We start from the raw sequence: 18,723 nt of genomic DNA, 5'->3' as shown, positions 1-18,723 counted from the left end.
TATTCATCTGTTTCCAGCAAAATCTGCCAACGCAAAAAGCCTGATCCCCGCGAGGAGGATCAGGCTTTTTTATACAACTATTTAGAATTTGGAAGGATATTTCTTCACAATGGCTTCAGACAGCGTGTTGCCAGTCATCCACATATGGTTGTAACCGGTACGCAGTGCTTCATAGGACTTGGCATATCCACCTGCATGATAGGAATCAAAAGCAGTGATCACATGAGCACCGTGCATAGCGTTCGCTTGATACGTTTTGGTTTTGTTCAGCGGCAGACGGCCAGTCTGGAAAGCGGTCAACTCGGCAACGAATTTGCCAAGGTCTTTTTTGGCAGCAGCGCGTCCAGCCTGATCGTTATTCAGGGTAGCTGTCATGTAGTCCTGGTAGTCGCGGATATGACGGTTCCAGAGACTGTTGAATGTTGCAGCAGCATTGGAGCCGAACAGGCGCTGGTGAGTATTGGTCAGTGCCTGGGTGTTGCGGTCCAGAGCGGCTTTGACACTGGCCAGATCCGGTGCATTGTCATTGCCTTTTTGCAGCATCAGCACGGACAGGATCGTATGCTCGCCAAGAGCTTCACCGACCTGCTGACGGAAATAGGCAGCTTCGGTCTGAGTCGTGCTGCGTTTGTAACGGGATGGATAACGCTCGGCAATGTCAGTTGCCATGGAAGCTCCGATCAGCGTAGCCCGTGCATAGGCACTGTGTGCTGCCGAATAGGTCGTTCCATATTTGCCCTCTGCATAGGATGTAAAGGACTGCAGCAGATACGTATCATGAGCCTGCAGATTCTTGAGCAGTTTAGTCTCGTTGATATTCGGATTCTGCGTGTTCATGGCAGTGACCATGGCAGTCGTGCTGCTGTTCATGCCGGCTTGAGCAGCTTTGCGGGCATCCGCATTGTTATCGCGCGTCGCAGTCACATAGTCCATGAAGTATTGAATATGTTTTTTCCACTGATCCTTGATCTGGGATGCTGCGGCATCCGTGTAAGTACTGGACAGAAGTGCTGCGATACTATTGGTGTTGGCGTTCAGGGCTGCCATTGCCTGCGGCAGATCCTTGGACTGGTTAAATTGCTTTTGCATCGCGATAACCATCATATAGCTGTGCTCACCATATACTTTGGCCATGGTTGCGCGCAGATCTGCAGCTGGTGTCGCTGTGGTAGGACGTGCTGCATCCGCTGTTTTGAAAGCGATTGCAGGAGATAGCGCCAATGCCAGGCAGAGCAGCAGAAGAACCGTTAACCGAGATTTTCTTTTCATTCGATTCGCCCCTTTGAGAGATTATGCGTTCCAACAGTTAATAAAGAAAAACAGCTGTTTTGAACCACAAATAATGGCAGTAGAAGAATTATTTTCTGAATAGATGATATAGACGTTGTTAAGCGTCTTGGACTAGCTCATTACAGGCTATACGTACCGGCAGGCAAGCAGATGCGAATCAGGATGATTTGTAAAGGAACAAGCTGCATGCTATCGTAGAGGGCAGAGTGATGAGCATTTAATCCTATCTGCGGGGGTGTATTTATGAAAGCGTTATTTATTGGAGGAACAGGAACGATCAGCGATGCGATTACGCGTCAGCTGCTGGAACAGGGATGTGAATTGTATTTGCTCAACCGGGGCAATCGCAACGACGATCTGCCGAAGAATGCACATATACTGCAAGCCGATATCAATGATGAGGAAAAGGTGGCCGGGCTGATCGCCGACCTGGAATTCGATGTGGTCGCTGACTTTATCGCCTTTGTGCCAGAGCATCTGGAGCGGGATTACCGGCTGTTCAACGGCAAGACCAAACAGTTTATCTTTATTAGCTCGGCTTCGGCGTACCAGTCACCACCGTCAGATTACCGGATTACCGAAGGCACGCCGCTCGCGAATCCTTACTGGGAGTATTCACGTAACAAGATCGCCTGTGAAGATTATCTGATGAAGCAATACCGGGAACAGGGCTTCCCGATCACGATTGTGCGTCCGAGCCATACGTACAGCGAGCGCTCGATTCCACTGGGCGTACACGGCAGCAAGGGCAGCTGGCAGGTCGTCCGCCGGATGCTGGACAACAAACCGGTCATTATTCATGGAGATGGTACATCGCTGTGGACACTGACGCACAGTGAAGACTTTGCCAAAGGATTTATCGGGCTGATGGGTAATATTCATGCTCTCGGCGAATCGGTGCATATTACATCCGACGAGTCGGTCACCTGGAACCAGATTCATGAGGTGATCGCGAGTGTAGTGGGTGTGCGTCTGAACGCAGTCCATGTGGCGTCCGAGTTCCTCGATGCATGCAGCCCGGAAGATTATCGGGGCAGCCTGCTGGGAGACAAGGCCAATACCGTCGTATTCGACAATACCAAGCTGAAGCGTCTGGTACCGGAATTCGTGGCTACAATCCGTGTGGATCAGGGCATTCGGCGCACTGTGCAGCATATTCTGGATCACCCGGAGCTGCAGCAGGAAGACCCCGAGTTCGATGCCTGGTGCGACCGTGTAATCGAAGCACTGGATCAGGCCGCGGCACAGATCAAAAGCGGGAAATAAAGCTGCAAGTAACGCAGCTGCAAATATAAGTATGGGCAGCAGTTCACGATCAAGTGGACTGCTGTTTTTTGTGATGATATCGAGTGGGCTAAACTTTTTTTGCCAAAGGATGTAACCTTTTAGGAAGTCCATTTATCTAATCGTGTGATTTTAGGCTGTTCTAGTTTGGATAGACAGTCCATAGCATTCCAGTCGATAGCAAAGAAGGTGAATCTCCTATTGGATATACAGCAGCAAGTCGAAAATGCCAGAAATGGTGACCACCGTGCATTTCTTCAGTTAATGAAGCATATGGAAGGACGACTGTACCGGATCGCGCACGCTATGGTCAAACGCCAGGAAGATATTGTAGATGTGATGCAGGAGACAATTATTAGCGCGTATGAAGCATTGCCCCAGCTGCGGGAAAGTCATTTTTTCGAGACGTGGGTGATTCGCATTCTGATCAATCAATGTAATCTGACCTTACGCAAGCGCAAGCAGATTATTCCTTTTTCTGAAATCAGGCAGTCTACTCCGCCTCACACCGCCTATGATTCGGTCGATATTCGTCAGGTGGTAGATCAGCTGGAAGAGGACAAGCGACAGTTGATTATTCTGCATTATTTTCAGGATATTCCGCTGAGACAGGTTGCCGAGATTCTGGATATTTCGGAAAGTACGGCCAAAACAAGGCTTCACCGGATACGCAAACTATTATCCCGCTGGATCGAAGATCAGGAAGAAGGGGGGCATACCCATGAAAAACGATAAGCTGGACGAATGGCTGCGCAGTGGTGCGGAGCAGACAGAGAATGATTCGATTCCACCGGATATACAGTCCCGCCTCCAGCTCGTATATGACGCTATCGAACAGGGGCAGACAGGACAAAATATCCGGGGAAATCTGTCCCGAGATCCCCAGGAGGAACAAGCAGCATCCGTTCCGGACACGATGGAGGTACAGCCTGTGACCAAGCGCAAATCCCCCTGGATGCTGCGTTATGGCATGACAGCGGCTGCGATGCTGATTGGTATAGGTGGTACACTCGGTTCCGGCTATTTCTCGGCTGATATGGCCCATACACTCAAGCAGCTGCCAGGCGTACCTGCTGTCTACCAGCTGACTTCGCATCTGGGCTGGGTGACGGCCGATGAGCGGGAAAGCAAGCCTGATCCTCTGAGTATAGAGCAGCAGGGTGTCACGATGACACTGGAATCGGTCGTATATGATGGCAGAAAAGTATACCTTGAACTGAAGCAGCATGATACGCAGAAACAGCCTATTCAGGACGTGGAAATCTACATTGATGGCAAGTCAGCCGCTTCTGCCAAAGAACAAGGGGAGATCCGGGCACAACATCATAGCGAACGTACGGATCAATATCGTCTGTATTTGAATCTCGATCCCCAAGTATTATTTGGTCTGCCTGATGGGATTGTTTCCAATGAGCCGTCGGATATAGAGCTTTCTCAAATGCCTGCACAATTGAATATGCAAATCCGGGTCAGTCTGAAACAGAATCCGAATTCTCCGTTTATTTATAATGTAAGTGTACAAAAGCAGGCTCAAACTGCAAGATATATTCTGAAAAAGAAAGCTTCTTTATCCGAAAATCTAGCGGTTAGAACTGTTGAAGCGGACGTCACACCGGCAACAACCTATATAGACCTGAAGATTGACGGGTTTGACAAGTGGCATCATCGATATGAAGGAGGCGGGGTTCATTTTATTCTGCTCGATGCGCTGAATCGTCCGTACCATCCTTTGGAGGATTCGGGAGAGCCTGCCACTCCACATATGGAATATAGCAGTCTGCCTGATGATGCTGGTGATCTCACACTGATCCCGTATACGTTTAATTTGGAACCCGTTTCCAAGAAATATCCGGTTCCGATCCAGAAGGAGCCAAGTGATTCCCATCCAATCGAACTGGATATGGGAACAACCGGAAAAGTGAAAATCATGGAGAGAACGTTTACAGACAATGAGATTACTCTGCGTATACAGCCCGGCGAAGCGTACCAGGCCTACATGGTCGCTTATAGCTTGTGGTATGGCGACCAGAAGATGCATGAAGTAAGAGGGCGCCCGGCTCAAATCATTCCTGACCCTGCTCATGCAGGACAATATCTCATTACGTATGACAAAACGAAGCTGAAACCAGGTGATCGATTGTGTTATTACGTGAGCAATATGCGTTACCTGGGAGAGATTCCTCTTACCCGAGTTACCCAGTAGCATTTGCTTATGTAGCTATGTGCTAGCAACGAGGTAGTCTCCAAAAGATAGGGACACTGTATGAATTGTTTGATCTTTGTATAGCAAAAAGGCGCAGAGTTATTCTCTGTGCCTTTTTGCTATGCTTTTGTTCATATATTTAACAGCTTCCGGTAAATAGGCAAGGTATGTAGCAAGCGCTCTGCAGTACGAAGTACAGCTTTATGTAGACCACGCTGTATTAATAAAGCTGTAATTCCTCGTACGGTCCATAGTTGGATGTGCTCGAATAGCGTAGCATTATTGATCTGTCCATATCGCTGATAACCCTCTCTAAACAAGCGGATATGCTCCTGATTAATTCGAGTCTCTTGTGTAAGATCAAGCATAGAGGTAACCAGCGCGGCAATATCAAAGTGAGGATCGCCCCGGCGCACTTCTCCCCAATCGATCAGAAATGTCTCTTCCTTGCCAAAGACCAGATTCCACTTTCCCAAATCCCCATGAATATAGCCGCTATGCTGAATCGGTGGATGTTCATAAGGAAGGCATTGGGCTATATGGGACTGAAGTGTACAAATAATCTGCTGATCCTTCTTATCCATTTGCTGATAATGATAATTAAGATTCAACAAATCTATCGCAGCAGTTAATGAAAAACGATCGGGCTGAACCGATAGATTAAGCGAGCGTGTCATCGTATGGAACAAAGCTGTTTTTGCACCAATTTGTTCGTAATCTATGGAATTGGGTGTCACAGGTAGCGGTTCGATATATAGCTGCACATTGTAGTAGTTATTCTGATGAACTGTGAAAGGCTGTCCGTGTATAGTACGTATAATAGGTGGACATACGCGGTACTCAGCTATGATGTCAGATAGAGCTACTTCCATTTCAGCTTGACTGCGGTTCTTCAGACGTCGTACCACAAACATGCCAGCAGCGCAGTGTACGATCCGTGCTTGTGAAGTATTACCTTGTTCAGGCAGATTGACGGAATGAATAACGCCTAATGAATACTGGCTTAAAACCGGCAGTATATCATCATGACTGAGATCGAGAAAGGGTTGGTTAGAGTTCATTGCTTCTCCTTTTAGGTCAGAGAATTGTATTGGTGTTAGGAGGGAATGGTTGTGCTGTGACAGTTAACCAAGCCTGCCTGCAGACAGAATCAATCCAGTATTTTCTGGCGAAGCAGTGTTAGCGCCTGTTCAACCTGTACCTTCTCTTCTCCCGATAATGCAGCTGTTCGCTGGACAAAGCGCTCTTTGACCGTTCGGAAAATCTCGTCCATCAGTGTGCTACCTTGATCGGACAAGCGAATCAGCTGCTTGCGCCGATCCTGGGGATCAGTAACTTTTTCACATAATCCTTTATCGGTCAGCTTGCGCAGTTCGCGGCTGGTGTTGGGCATGGACATATGAATACATTCGCTGATCTCGCTCAGCGTTACCGGCTGGCTGACCATCAGGTACTCCATGATTTTATATTGGGCCGGTGTCAGTTCACCGACAGGAATATCGCGGGTCATCTCGCTGCTCACCTGGTGTACAGATGCAATAAAAGCGACAAACTGCTGGAACAAATCATTGGTATTCATCGTTTCACCTCATTTCTCAACATACCAAAATGATTATCATAAAACAATTATCATTTGACAACCAAAAAGATATCGTCTACCATTTAATTATCAAATGATAACTAATTGGAGAGTGAACGTATGAGTACACTATTGATTTACACCCATCCTAATCACCAGAGTCTGAATTATGCCATGATGCAGCAGGCTATTCGAGGTATCCGGGATCATCATCCCGACGAAGAGATTCAGATTATTGATCTGTATGCAGATGAATTCAACCCGGCCCTGGTATTCAATGAACACAAGCGGCGCCGGGATATGCATATCGATCCCGAGCTGAATACCTACCGGGAACAGATCCTGTGGGCGGATCGTATCGTATTCGTCTACCCGATCTGGTGGGGACGGCCGCCGGCGATGCTGCTGGGATTTATCGACCGCATGATGGCGTCGGGATTTGCCTATGCCTATCGCAAAAAAGGAGATTTAATACCGGAAGGTCTGCTGAAAGGCAAGTCGGTGGTGTGCATCTCTACCATGCTCGGACCGGCAGGCTATTTGCAGCTGTGGCTGAACAATGCACACCGGGTACTGATGCGGCGGGCTTTATTTAATTACATCGGCATTCGGAAGGTGAAATTTTTTGAATTTGGCAGCATGGAGAATCCCAAAGGCAAGCATGAACAGAAGCTGAACAAGATTTATCATTATTTCCGGACAGCCTATTAAAGCAATGACAGAATCAGGATATTGATACTCCTCTACTATCCGTTATGCTAAGATAAAGTATACCTTGGCATTACGGAATGACTCGGATTATTAATAGAAGCAAGGGGGAAGAAGACAGCGACAGGCCAGCTATATAGCCTATCCGTGTCTTCGCAGGATATGGCATCAGATCTTCCATTAACCAAAGAAAATATTCTCGATGCGGCGGAGCAGGTACTTCGCCGCTATGGCCCGGACAAAACCTCGGTCGTCGATGTGGCACGGGTGCTCAAAGTCAGCCACGGCACCATTTACCGGCATTACCCGAGCAAGGCGGCACTGCGTGAAGCCGTGACCGAGCGCTGGCTGCATACCCTCTCCGATCCACTAGAGGCAATCGCCAGGCAGACTGGCGGGAGCGAGCTGCAGCGGCTGCGTCACTGGTATGATACGCTGATCCAAAGCAAGCGCAGATATGCGGTAGAAGATGCCGAGATGTTCGCGATGTATGCAGCGGTATCCGCGAAGCCGATCCCGATTATTACAGAACATATTCGGGCAATGAACGAGCAGATCGCTAGCATTATCCGCCGGGGCATGGACAGCGGCGAGATGGCAGCAGGCGATCCGGTTACTACGGCGCGTGCGCTGTTTAATGCCACATCTTATTTTCACCATCCGGCTCATGCGGCTGAATGGGAGAATGGGGAGATTGACCGGTGTTTCGATGAAGTCTGGACACTGCTCTGCCGGGGGCTTCAGGCTTCGTCATAATGCTGGAATGGGCTATTTGTCTAGCTCAAGCAACTTGTACAATATTCCAGATTTAGGGATGATTGACTTCGATTCATAAAAGTCAATTCTATTTTACGTCTATCATCTGCTATATAATGGACTGGATAACCCAGCAAGCTCGGCAGCTTGGGCTGCAGTGTAGCTTAGTTCGATGGAGCAGGTGAAGATGGAACAAGAGCTGTTAACGTATATCCTGATCATTATTGGCGGAGGCGCACTCAGTCTCTGTCTGTGCGTATATGCCCTGTTCAGGTTCAGACAGGCACCCGGCGGCAAGTACTATATCATTACAACCTTTTTGGCTTCGGTATTTAATTTTGCTTATTTATTTGAATTGACCAGTCCCGGACTGCAGGAGACATGGTTCTGGCTGCGGGTCGAGTATATTCCGCTGCCTTTTATTCCTGCCTTTACGCTGCTGATGTGCTGCGATTATGTCGGACAGCGGTTACCACGGTGGGTCTACTATGTATTATTCCTGATTCCACTGGCGACGATTGTCATGCAGCATACCAATGAATGGCATCATTTGTATTATCGGGCGATCAGCCTGAGCACCGATACGCCGTTTCCGGTAACCCGGCTGGTGCATGGGCTTTATTTTTATGTGCACTTCTTTTACCTGTATGGCTGTCTTGCGATCAGTGTACTGATTCTGCTGTGGCAGATGCGCAGGGTCAGATGGCGGTTCCGGATGCAGATTCTGACGATGGTCGCAGGATTGGTCGCTCCGGTCGTCGCGAGCTTTTTTTATGTGGGCGGCAAAAGTCCGTACGGGATCGATCTGGGCCCCTTTTTTATCAGCGTTTCGTTTGTATTTCACAGTATTGCCTTGCTGAGGTACCAGATGTTCGATGTGGCACCGATCGCGCGCGATATTGTGTTTGAGAGTATGGAGGATGGCGTCGTTGTACTCAATGAAAATGGCGTGCTGGTAGACTACAACAACGCGATGGTTGATCTGCTGGAAGGGCTGAATGCCCAGGCGATTGGTATGCCGATGATGAGTCTGCTGGACAGCTACCCGGTACTGCGTGAGAAGATACTGCTCGGACAGGAATGTGATTATGAGTGCGAGCGCAGAGCCGTGAAGACGTACTTCCGTATCCGCTTTGCACCGGTACGGGACAAAAAAGGAACGCCAGTCGGACGAATTGTGATTTTCGCTAATATTACCGAGCAGGCTCAGCTGGAGGAGCAGTTAAAGTATCTCGCCAACACCGATGGACTGACTAGCCTGCTCAACAAGACGGCGCTGATGCAGCGCTCCGAACAGGCGATTCAGGGACTGTCTAGCGAAGAGGGCGGACCGGTAGCGGTCATTATGTTCGATATTGACCAGTTCAAGCAGGTGAATGATACGTTCGGACATGAAGCGGGTGATATCGCATTGATGCATCTGGCGGCTACCGCACGCGAGATTCTCGATGACCAGGATATTGCCGGCAGATATGGCGGCGATGAATTCGTGATTTGTATGCCCGGCGCGTCGGTCACGGAAGCCTACGAGCTGGCTGAGCGGATTCGCAGCCGCATCGCCGGTAGCGAGCTGCTGGTCGATGGCGAGACGATGCGCATCAGTTCCAGCTTTGGCGTGGCGAGTGTACAGGTGACACCTGGTGACCGGGAGACGTCGGTACAGATGCTGATCCGCCAGGCTGATCATGCATTGTATGCCGCCAAGCGAATGGGACGGAATTGTGTGCAGGTGTATGGATAGCTAAAAAAATCTCTGCTTTCAATATTTAAAGACAAGGATTTAATCTCTTATGTATACATAAAATAAAGCCTGAATGCTGAAGATATACACGCGTTCAGGCTTTATCTTATACCATATTATACCATTAAATGAAACCTGTCCGTACAGTTATCTTCTTCCATCCCGTCTCATCTTCACGATAAAAGTACTGCCTTCTCCAGGTGAACTCTTCACCGCAATGTTACAGCCTGTAATATCGACAACTCGCTTTACAAGGGCAAGACCAAGGCCATTGCCACGCGTGGCACGTGAGGAATCATCCTGATAGAATTTCTCGAAAATATGCTTTTGTACTTCCGGCAGCATTCCGCAGCCTGTATCCGTAACCTGCACCACAGCCAGATCATTCTCCGTAGTCAGACGGATGGTTACTTTGCCATGAGGATTACTGAATTTTAGTGCATTGGAGAACAGATTATTCCAGATCAGGCTCATTAGCTCGGCATCAGCTTTGACTTGTATATCCTCTTCAATGGCAATATCAATCTCCAGTGCTTTCTCTTCCCATACATTCTCAAATCCTAGCATACATTCACAGAGCTGTTCGCCAAGATTATAAGTCTTTGCTTCCGGAAAAATCTGCTGATTCTCCAGCTTGTTCAGCTTCAGAATATTGGTAATCAAGTCGGACAGCCTGCGCGAGGCATCGGTAATCGTATGGGCATATTCAATTCGTTTTTCAACTGATAATGCCGGATTCTGCAGCATAGTAGAGTAGTTCTGGATTACCGCCAAAGGAGTTTTCAGTTCATGAGAGACATTGGCGATAAAGTCGGTACGCAGCATTTCAATACTGGACAGTTCCTCGGCCATTTTGTTGAAGTTGTTAATGATCACGTCCAGTTCATTTTCACCATTCCAACGATTTACAGGCTGAATCCGGGTGTGGAAATCTCCCTGGGTTACCTGATAAGTCGCTTCCAGAATTCGCCGAATCGGGCGTTCCCATACGAATTTGCGGCGCATTCCATTGACCAGACAGCAGAGCAACGTCAGAAGAAACAGATTGGCAAACGTAATCGGAAGACTAGTTCGAATAAATTCAGGCGGAATATTGGAACCGCCAAAAAATAGCAGGATGCTGGCACTTACTACAAAAGTAATCATCAAAAAATAACGTACATAGCCCATGATGGAGAACAGACTGTGATTGATCTGGTAATTCTCTTCCTTGCTCTTCATTTAACCACCGCCTTGTAGCCAAGACCGTATACGGTTATAATCTCAAAATCCTCACAGTCCGCAAACTTCTCTCTCAGCTTGGTCATATATACATCGACAGTGCGCGGACTGGAAGAAGTCTCTGTATTCCAGAACTCATCCATGAGCTGAGAGCGGGTGAAGGTCTTTTTGGGATAGGATAACAATTTATAGAGAAGGTTAAACTCCCGCACCGTGACAGGGACTTCTTCTTCATTGATATAGGCGGTATATTCCTCGGCATCCAGTGTAAGACTGCCAATACTCAGTTTTTTGGACGAAGCAATCCGGGCGCGGCGCAGCAGAGCACCAATTCGCAGAATCAGTTCATCCAAATCGATCGGCTTGACCATATAATCATCAATGCCAGCGCGGAATCCTTCCTGTTTGGATGCAAAATCGTCCCGTGCGGTCATAAATAGAATAGGTATTTCCTGATTGACTTCCCGTACGGTTCTAGCAAATTCCAGGCCATCCACGTCAGGCATCATAATATCGGAAATGATCAGATCAAATAGCGTATTATACATGGCATCATAAGCATCATTGGCATTCAGGCATCCTATTGCTTCAAAACCATTTTGACTTAAATAGGAACGCACTGCATGATTGAGTTCGCGATCATCTTCGACCACCAGTATTTTAAACATATGTGTTATCTCCTTAAGTTGGTTTTCGCTAAATGAAAGGTGAGTTGATGAATCGATGATTTATGGCAGTTATAAGGATTAGACCTGCACAACTGCGTCGATTGTAACATAGACTTGTTAAGGTTTTGTTTATATTTCGGATGGGATCCTGCGTTGAATTAGATTTGTTGCCAAATAAATAAGCGGGCAGGTGTGTGGTTGCACACGTCTGCCCGCTTTTCATTATTATCTGTGGAAAAACTCTTAGAACATGCCACCGCCATCGGTGTAGAGATGAAGATCGGTGACCATCAATTTACCGTCGACTTCTCCGAAGGTGTTGTATTCTGTGACAATAGTATCGAATGTTTTGTCAGGTGCTGCTTTTGGTGTTAGGTACATATGATACACGAGCGTTGCTGTATTTCCATCTACCGTAATGTTCATGATAGGTCCCATCTCCATATCAACCTGGTCACGCTGGGTTTTCATGGCCAATCTGTAATCACTGTATTTTTGCGTTTGTCCACCGATAGCTGTAATTTCGCCGTTCTGAGCGTACAAGCCATCCGCGATTTTCAACCAGGATTCATAGTCTGGTTTCCAATTTCCCCACCAGTCAAATAAAGTTAACTTAATCTGATCGGAGAGGTCTTTTGAATCTCCATATAGCTTTTGTGCTTCTTTTTGGGAAGCCAGACGCAATTCTTCACTATTTTCCTTGGTTACTTTACCTGTTTCGTAGATGACTTCATGCGGCTTTGCAAGAATTTCAGCTCTTGTAGGCGTTGCTGCTGTTGCTGTCGTTGCTACTGTTGCGTTTGTTGTACTTTGACCTGCTTCAGATGTGTTGGAACTGCATGCCACCAAGCTGAAGCCGAGTGCGGCTGTTGTTAATAATACACCGAGTTTTTTGAATGAATTAGTCATGTTATTTCTCCTTTGATTTTCTTTTTTTGGGTAGATGATTCATGATTGGTTATACAATTATATGCCAGTGGATCGTGAGATTATGAAGCTGGCCAATCCAGCCATTTACGTGCGGTTCCGCCCATAATGGCTTCGCGTTCCTGGTCGGATAGATTGGTATTGCCTTTGGTACCGTACAGAATCTCTGACCAATTTTCTCCACGTTGATTCACAGAATAGTCACTGGCCCACATCATCCGATCTGCTCCGAAGCTGGAGATGGCTTTACGCAGCATCGGCTGCAGTGCCTGACCCGGATAGACCGGTGTCTCGAACATCTCCGAGGCATGGGACCATTTCAGTGCAATATTGGGGAACTTGGATAAAGCGAGTACCTGATCGAATAGAGCCAGCTGTTCCTCGGAGGAACGAGCCGGAACCGCGCCGCCGAACATGGTTCGCATGGCATTGCTGTAGAGTCCGATATGGTCCACGATAATGCGCAGGTTAGGGAATTTCTGAGCCGCTTTGGCAATGAGTTCAGGATGATCTGGCAGATACAGGAACAAGGGAAGTCCCGCTTTCTCTGTAGCCGCCAGAATCGGATCATATTTGCCCTGGGCAAAAGCTTCTGTTTCCTGAAGAGTCATACCCGGGATGATCCGGATGCCTTTTCCGGCAGGCGCATCATCGACCATACGGATAATGGATGCATATTCTGGATCATTTCGCTCTACACGAAGCACCCAGCCAAATCGCTCGGGATAAAGTTGTGCAGCTAGTTCTGCCGTCGGATTCACCGGACGGATACTTCCGTTGGCCAACTTATGATGAGGCTTGTAATCGGTACCAGGCAGCCAGAATTCATCAATTAATACCGACTGAATGCCCATAGCATCCATAGCAGCCAGTGTTTCTTCAATTCTGCCGGGTCCCATATGGATCTGCGTATCGATAATATTGGAGACTGGCGATTGTTGTTCCGGCTGCTTGTCAGCGGCTTCAGTGCCGGACACTGCCGGATCTGTTGTGCTGGCAGCAGAAGGAGATGCACTGCTCCAAGCATTGAATGAGAAGAGCATTGTCGTTCCCAGCAGAATAGATATAATCCATGCTTGCTTTGTTTTTTTTGTATTTGGCTTCATGGCTTTGATAATAACCTCCTTAATATTGCTGTTTATAATTTGTGAATCTGCGAAGATCAGCTGCCGTTATTCCCTGTCGTTATTATGCATTGATGATTTTTGAAGAGGAATACTGGCTTTTGAACTAGTATGTTCTCATCTGATATCTGCATTTTATCGAGAAAATGTTGTTAAGTTGATGAGAAAGTGTTAACAAAATGTTAGTAATGGAAAAAGCAAAAAAACCGTTATCCGGCAGCATACCGGGAACGGTTTTTATTAAGGTGTTTATTGGTTTGGCATGGATATTAGTAAATGGAATCCAGTCTTACTGCGCGTAATCCCCGTTATAACTCACCAGCACTACATCCGACACACCGCTTACATTGGACAGCTCATTAATAAACTGTGTATTATCCGGATCGGCCAGACGAATCTCGACGGTCATCTCGGTAATGTTTTTGCGAACGGTTTTGGATTTCAGTACATACTTGAGCTTGCGCAGGGCAATCTTGACCGGCTCGGCAGCGGATTCGTCATAGTGAATCACGAGCAGATACGGAGCCTCGCCGTTCTGGCGGCGGGACATGAAGAAGATGACCAGCGTAATTACGATCGAACCGACGATGGCAAAAGCATACAGCGTCGCACCGGTAGCAATCCCGGCGGAAATCGCCCAGAACATGAACATAATGTCCATCGGGTCCTTGACCGCTGTCCGGAAACGAACGATACTGAGCGCGCCGACCATCCCCAGGGACAGCACGATATTGCTGCTGATCGTCATGATGATTAGCGAGGTAATAATCGTCATCAGTACAAAAGATACATTGTAGTTATGACTGTAGACCACACCGCGGTAACATTTGCGGTATACCCAGTAGATGAGCATTCCGATCGCAAACGCGATCAGCAGGCTCCAGAACATTTCGATAAAAGAAACCTGGTTGAATGAATCCAACTGCAGGAAGCTCTTTTTGATAACATCACTAAAATTGGTCGTTTCGTTCATGTTGCTATTTGTCCCCTTCCAGGCGGTCAGCCCGTAAACACTTTTTGTTTTTCTTTACATAGTACATATTTGGAAATGGTCGAGCGGTTATGTGAAGACAGCTGAATCAGATGCTTGATAAAATCAGGCAGGAACTGATTGTATTTCACTTCGAGAATCTGGCGCGGACCATCGATCGACTCCAGTGTCACCAGATCCGGATCGAAGATGTCAAAAGACTGCACACCTGCCTGCAGCTGCTTGTCGAACGTTATCCGTACATCGCTGACCGGATAAATATACGCTTCCCGGATATAATCGACTACGACAGAAGGCTTGAGCTGTCCATGCAGCAGATCATAGTAGAATTCACGCATCAGCAAATCCCCGGACTCCAGCAGGAACTGCGATTCCCCCACCATTAGCGAATCGAACTGTTCCCGGGTCAGCGAAGCGGATTCTTTGGCTGTGAACTCATTGAATTTGCTTTTGCGCTCCAGTTTGATGACAGCATCGCTGCGATTGTAAATGCGGATGCGGTATTTCTTGCGCTGGAAAGCGCCGTTGTTTTTATCGAATAAAGCTGTTTCGTTGATATTGTCGAAATACAGGCTGCGGATATGGTAGCCTTCATTGCCGATGGAGTTGCGATCCAGCCGCATCACGGTAGCGACCCGGCGGCGCAGTGCTTCGTATTCGTTGGGAGCAATATAGTATTTCAGCTCATGCCGCAGCCGTTTATTGGCGAACTTCATGGTTGTCCTCTTTTCTGTTCACTGGCATTCAGGGAATATACAAGGATTTGACGCCAAAATGCGCAATGTTGTCGATATCGGTGTATTGATCATAAGGTGTCATGGTGTGACCGGATGTATTCTCTACAGTAACCGTCCAGAAGTATTGGCCGGACGACAGATTTTCCATACTGGCTGTCGTCTCGCTGCCGACCTGCTGATCCAGCAGCGGAGCCGTCATATCCGGTGTACGGGAGACGAGAATATGATAGCTGAGCGCCTCGCCCTGCAGATCATACGAAGGCTCCCAGTTGAAGGTCAGCTGATCTTGCTGCACTTGCGGCTCCAGCAGCCGGAAAGGCATTGGGCGCTCCAGACTCTCGCGGTACAGGGTATTGCTGCTTTCACTCCAGGCAGGCAGCTGCTTCAGTTCCTGCTCACGATCGCTGATACTACCGGGCAGATAGCCGGGATCACTGGACTGCAGCACGGCTGGATCCGCGATCTGACGGTAGCCGGCGATCATCTGGGCAGTCTGCGCCGGGGTAATGATTTTGCGGAACTCGTCGATTTTGGCGGTCAACAGCCGCACATGATCCGGGTTCTGGAAATAACGCCGTACCAGCTGGTTGTCCCAGTAGCTAGCGATACCATGTTGCCACGGTGCACGTTGGTTGATCGCTGTACCGGACAGCTGTCCTTTGCCCCAGGCACTGTCGTAATCCCATGGAATAAAGAACCATTTGCGGGATTCGGTCGGCGAGTAGAGCAGGTAATTCTCCGACGAGGTGGAGTCGTTATCCATCAGGATATTGACAGCCATCCAGCTCAGGAAGTTATTCTGGTCAAAATAGCGGTCAAATACACTGTCAAACTGATCTGGACTGCTGGCATTCATATCATCCAGCATCTGCAGCAGTTTCTGGTGATCCTTGCTGCCTTTGACCTGAAGAATGTCCTGGAATTGATCCTTGTCAAAGGAAGGATCATCTTCCAGCTTGAGTGCTTCGGCATGACGGTCAAACTTGAAGTTTTTGGCTTTGTATAATCCGCCGCTGGAGTCGAGTCCGTGTGTACGCAGGAACTTTTTGTTGGGCTGTTCAATCTGCGTATACAATCCGTAATCGACAAAGTCGGTACTAAAATCCTTTTCCTGGGTCAGATCTTTGACATGCAGCCGTACAAAGGAAGTCTGCATACTGACCATATCCGGCAGCCGGGTCATATAGTCAAAGCTGAGCCGATTGCGAAAACGGGTCAGATCATTGACCGACTTGATCAGATTAATGGTCGATTGATCGCGCCACGCGCCAGCCTGTCCATTCAGCTTAATCTTGTACGACTTTTGCGCGGAACGCAGAGAATCGCTGCCTCGCAGGGAGATGGAGCTGTTGGACTGATAATCCGAGTAGCCGAACATGCCGTGTACCGGTCCCTGCGCATTGCCTTCCTGGAAAATGGCATCCAGCGAGCGGTTATTTTCATCGTCCGGCTGGGAGACCTCACTGAGCTGTTCCCAGCTGAGCGGATGGTTACGATCCAGATTCTGGTGCATGATCGTAATATAGATATCGGTAATACCTGTACGGCTTTTGTCTTCATACAGGCTATGATTATCGCTGAGCGTATCGCTTGAATAGGCTTCTTGTTGTACACTTGTTGCCGGATTCACGTCCCAGGGCAGCAGCCCTTTGGGAACACTGCATCCAGTGAGCGCTAGAGGCAGCAGTAGAGCAGGTAACAGCAGACGCATCAGCGAGCGTCCGCCGTTCTGACGATGGTCTGTATTAGCCTCACGGAAGAAGTGCAGACGGGAGACTCGCTTATTTGACATAGAATTCACGCACTCCATAATGATTCACATTGTTCAGATCTTCATAAATATCAAAAGCAGGCATATCATGTCCCTGGCTGTCTTCCGCGAGTACACGCCAGTAGTAACGACCCGGAGTCAGCCCGTCCAGCTTCAGTTCATTGACAGTAAGCTTCGATTCGTCCCGCAGTGCGTTGGTCATATCCGGTGTGCGGGCAAGCGTAAAGTGATACGTAATATCATCGGCCTGCATATCGTAGGAATTATCCCAGCGGAACGACAGGTTGCTGCCCTGCTGCTGTACATCCCCCATAAAGAATGGCATCGGATACTGCAGCATTTTCTCAAAGCGGGCGACCGATTCTTCCGGAATATCCATCAGATGGTTCACCTCGCCGCTATATTCTTCAATCGGCTCCGGCAGATTGCCCAGATCAGGTAGCTGATAGACATACTGCTCTGTAATATGGCGGTACTTGTCGACCTGCTTTTGGGTCTCTTCGCGGTTGATAATACTTTGCAGTTCTTTGATCTTGGTCTGCAGAGCGGTCACATTGGCCGGATTTTTGAAAAAGCGATTTTGCAGCTCACTGCCCCAGTAGTTGGCAATCCCTGCTTTCCATGGAGCACGGCGGGCTTCATCATCATCATAGAATCCCCAGGCGCCGTCATAATCCCATGGCAGGAAATACCAGGTGTTGGAATTCTGCGGAGAGTAGAGCATAAAGTTCTGGGTCTGGGTATCGATATTATCGGTCAGAATATTGATAGCCATCCAGGTCAGGAAGTTATCCCGGTCAAAATGCTGGTTGAACACCTCATCAAAATCCTTGGTCGAGTCGTTCACATCATCCAGCATTTTGAGCAGCTTGGCATGGTCATGATTGCCTTTGATCTCAAGAACCGATTCAAAGGCTGTCCGGTCAAAGGAAGGGTCGCTCTCCAGCTTCAGCTCCTGCTCATAACGGTAAAATTCAAAATTGGATGCTTTGTACAGCTGACCATTCGGATCGAGTCCGTGGGAGCGCAGGAACGTGCGATTCGGCTGCTCCACCTGGGTATACAGTCCGTAATTCTGATATCCGGCATTACTGCCAGCTGTCAGATCACGCACATGCAGCTGTACATATTGGGTACGCAGGCTGACCATATCTGGTATGCGCTGCATCATATTGTAGCTGAGCATATTACGCATACGGGAAAAGTCATAAGCGCTTTTGACCAGATTGATTGTAGTCTGGCTGCGCCATTCGCCCGCATCTTTGTACAGGTTAATCTTGTAGGATTTCTGGTTGGAGCTCAGGGTTGATTTACCACGCAGTTTGACCATGACGTTCGGCGTTTTGGTGTCATAACCGAATTTGCCGGCTACAGGTCCTGTCGCGTCGCCCTGCTGTAGAATGGCATTTACGCTTTTGTCGGGCGTATTGTCATCCGGCAGCTTGATCTCGTTCAGCTGTTTCCAGCTTTCGGGATGTACAGCAGTCAGATTGTCCTTGGTGATCGTCAGATACATATGGATCACGCTGTCCTGACTGTCGGTTTTGTAGACACTTTGGTTGTCTTCCAGCCGGGGATGGTAGTTGGCTACCGCTCCGGCTGCAGGGGTACTGGCACTGGCGGCGGAGGTATCCTTCCGATCCTCGCACCCGGCCATAATCAGCACGCCCAGTATTACGGTCAGCACTACGGCTGCCTTCTGGTACCTATTCATAACTGCCTC

The 18,723-nt window shown here is 48.3% G+C and carries 17 protein-coding genes; 6 read left to right on the top strand and 11 right to left on the bottom strand.

Annotation, left to right across the window (positions count from 1 at the left end; genetic code table 11):
- Window positions 1–81: 81 nt before the first annotated feature.
- Window positions 82–1,269, bottom strand: a complete 1,188-nt coding sequence (locus tag AR543_RS02085) for a hypothetical protein (RefSeq protein ID WP_060531410.1) — start codon at window positions 1,267–1,269, stop codon at window positions 82–84.
- Between the two features lie 264 nt (window positions 1,270–1,533).
- Between AR543_RS02085 and AR543_RS02080 the strand changes: the two genes are divergently transcribed.
- The 3 genes from AR543_RS02080 (at window position 1,534) to AR543_RS02070 (ending at window position 4,777) form a co-directional block, all read left to right on the top strand.
- Entirely contained in the window at window positions 1,534–2,556 is a 1,023-nt protein-coding gene (locus AR543_RS02080; RefSeq protein WP_060531408.1) for an SDR family oxidoreductase, read from the top strand.
- Between the two features lie 219 nt (window positions 2,557–2,775).
- The gene (locus tag AR543_RS02075; RefSeq protein WP_060531406.1) at window positions 2,776–3,309 is read left to right on the top strand and encodes a sigma-70 family RNA polymerase sigma factor; all 534 of its coding nucleotides are present in this window, start codon (window positions 2,776–2,778) and stop codon (window positions 3,307–3,309) included.
- Window positions 3,296–4,777 carry a DUF4179 domain-containing protein gene (locus AR543_RS02070; RefSeq protein ID WP_060531404.1) on the top strand — a complete coding sequence of 494 codons (1,482 nt, stop codon included), beginning with the start codon at window positions 3,296–3,298 and terminating at the stop codon, window positions 4,775–4,777. Before AR543_RS02075 ends, AR543_RS02070 begins: the two co-directional genes overlap by 14 nt.
- Before the next feature lie 131 nt (window positions 4,778–4,908).
- Here AR543_RS02070 and AR543_RS02065 read toward each other — a convergent pair whose 3' ends face one another.
- Both AR543_RS02065 and AR543_RS02060 read right to left on the bottom strand, forming a co-directional pair.
- A complete protein-coding gene (locus tag AR543_RS02065; RefSeq protein WP_060531403.1) occupies window positions 4,909–5,838 on the bottom strand; it encodes a phosphotransferase enzyme family protein in 930 nt (309 codons plus the stop codon).
- Window positions 5,839–5,927: 89 nt separating this feature from the next.
- Window positions 5,928–6,356 (bottom strand): MarR family winged helix-turn-helix transcriptional regulator, encoded by a 429-nt coding sequence (locus AR543_RS02060; protein ID WP_060531401.1) that lies wholly within the window; start codon window positions 6,354–6,356, stop codon window positions 5,928–5,930.
- A 120-nt stretch (window positions 6,357–6,476) separates the two neighbouring features.
- On the opposite strand from AR543_RS02060, the gene AR543_RS02055 reads away from it, so the two are divergent.
- The 3 genes from AR543_RS02055 (at window position 6,477) to AR543_RS02045 (ending at window position 9,561) form a co-directional block, all read left to right on the top strand.
- A complete protein-coding gene (locus tag AR543_RS02055) occupies window positions 6,477–7,067 on the top strand; it encodes an NAD(P)H-dependent oxidoreductase (RefSeq protein WP_060531399.1) in 591 nt (196 codons plus the stop codon).
- 159 nt (window positions 7,068–7,226) lie between these two features.
- Window positions 7,227–7,820 carry a TetR/AcrR family transcriptional regulator gene (locus AR543_RS02050; protein WP_060536602.1) on the top strand — a complete coding sequence of 198 codons (594 nt, stop codon included), beginning with the start codon at window positions 7,227–7,229 and terminating at the stop codon, window positions 7,818–7,820.
- 172 nt (window positions 7,821–7,992) lie between these two features.
- Window positions 7,993–9,561 carry a histidine kinase N-terminal 7TM domain-containing diguanylate cyclase gene (locus tag AR543_RS02045; RefSeq protein WP_082472087.1) on the top strand — a complete coding sequence of 523 codons (1,569 nt, stop codon included), beginning with the start codon at window positions 7,993–7,995 and terminating at the stop codon, window positions 9,559–9,561.
- A gap of 147 nt (window positions 9,562–9,708) precedes the next feature.
- Here AR543_RS02045 and AR543_RS02040 read toward each other — a convergent pair whose 3' ends face one another.
- The 8 genes from AR543_RS02040 to AR543_RS02005 form a co-directional block, all read right to left on the bottom strand.
- Window positions 9,709–10,782 carry a HAMP domain-containing sensor histidine kinase gene (locus tag AR543_RS02040; protein WP_060531395.1) on the bottom strand — a complete coding sequence of 358 codons (1,074 nt, stop codon included), beginning with the start codon at window positions 10,780–10,782 and terminating at the stop codon, window positions 9,709–9,711.
- The gene (locus tag AR543_RS02035; protein WP_060531393.1) at window positions 10,779–11,450 is read right to left on the bottom strand and encodes a response regulator transcription factor; all 672 of its coding nucleotides are present in this window, start codon (window positions 11,448–11,450) and stop codon (window positions 10,779–10,781) included. The genes AR543_RS02040 and AR543_RS02035 overlap by 4 nt, the downstream gene beginning before the upstream one ends.
- Before the next feature lie 243 nt (window positions 11,451–11,693).
- Window positions 11,694–12,359: a hypothetical protein gene (locus AR543_RS02030; protein WP_060531391.1), complete on the bottom strand. Its 666-nt coding sequence runs from the start codon at window positions 12,357–12,359 to the stop codon at window positions 11,694–11,696.
- A gap of 80 nt (window positions 12,360–12,439) precedes the next feature.
- Window positions 12,440–13,483, bottom strand: coding sequence for an amidohydrolase family protein (locus AR543_RS02025; RefSeq protein ID WP_060531389.1), 1,044 nt, complete (start codon window positions 13,481–13,483; stop codon window positions 12,440–12,442).
- A 307-nt stretch (window positions 13,484–13,790) separates the two neighbouring features.
- Window positions 13,791–14,474, bottom strand: coding sequence for a DUF4956 domain-containing protein (locus tag AR543_RS02020; RefSeq protein ID WP_017813361.1), 684 nt, complete (start codon window positions 14,472–14,474; stop codon window positions 13,791–13,793).
- 26 nt (window positions 14,475–14,500) lie between these two features.
- Window positions 14,501–15,208, bottom strand: coding sequence for a polyphosphate polymerase domain-containing protein (locus AR543_RS02015; protein WP_060531387.1), 708 nt, complete (start codon window positions 15,206–15,208; stop codon window positions 14,501–14,503).
- A gap of 28 nt (window positions 15,209–15,236) precedes the next feature.
- Window positions 15,237–17,021 carry a CotH kinase family protein gene (locus AR543_RS02010; RefSeq protein WP_060531385.1) on the bottom strand — a complete coding sequence of 595 codons (1,785 nt, stop codon included), beginning with the start codon at window positions 17,019–17,021 and terminating at the stop codon, window positions 15,237–15,239.
- Entirely contained in the window at window positions 17,011–18,714 is a 1,704-nt protein-coding gene (locus AR543_RS02005; protein ID WP_060531384.1) for a CotH kinase family protein, read from the bottom strand. Before AR543_RS02005 ends, AR543_RS02010 begins: the two co-directional genes overlap by 11 nt.
- Window positions 18,715–18,723 lie beyond the last annotated feature (9 nt).

The sequence above is a fragment of the Paenibacillus bovis genome, from assembly GCF_001421015.2.
GTDB lineage: Bacteria > Bacillota > Bacilli > Paenibacillales > Paenibacillaceae > Saccharibacillus > Saccharibacillus bovis.
Note: the sequence above shows the minus strand (reverse complement) of the source record. Positions and strands in the feature narration are given on the sequence as shown.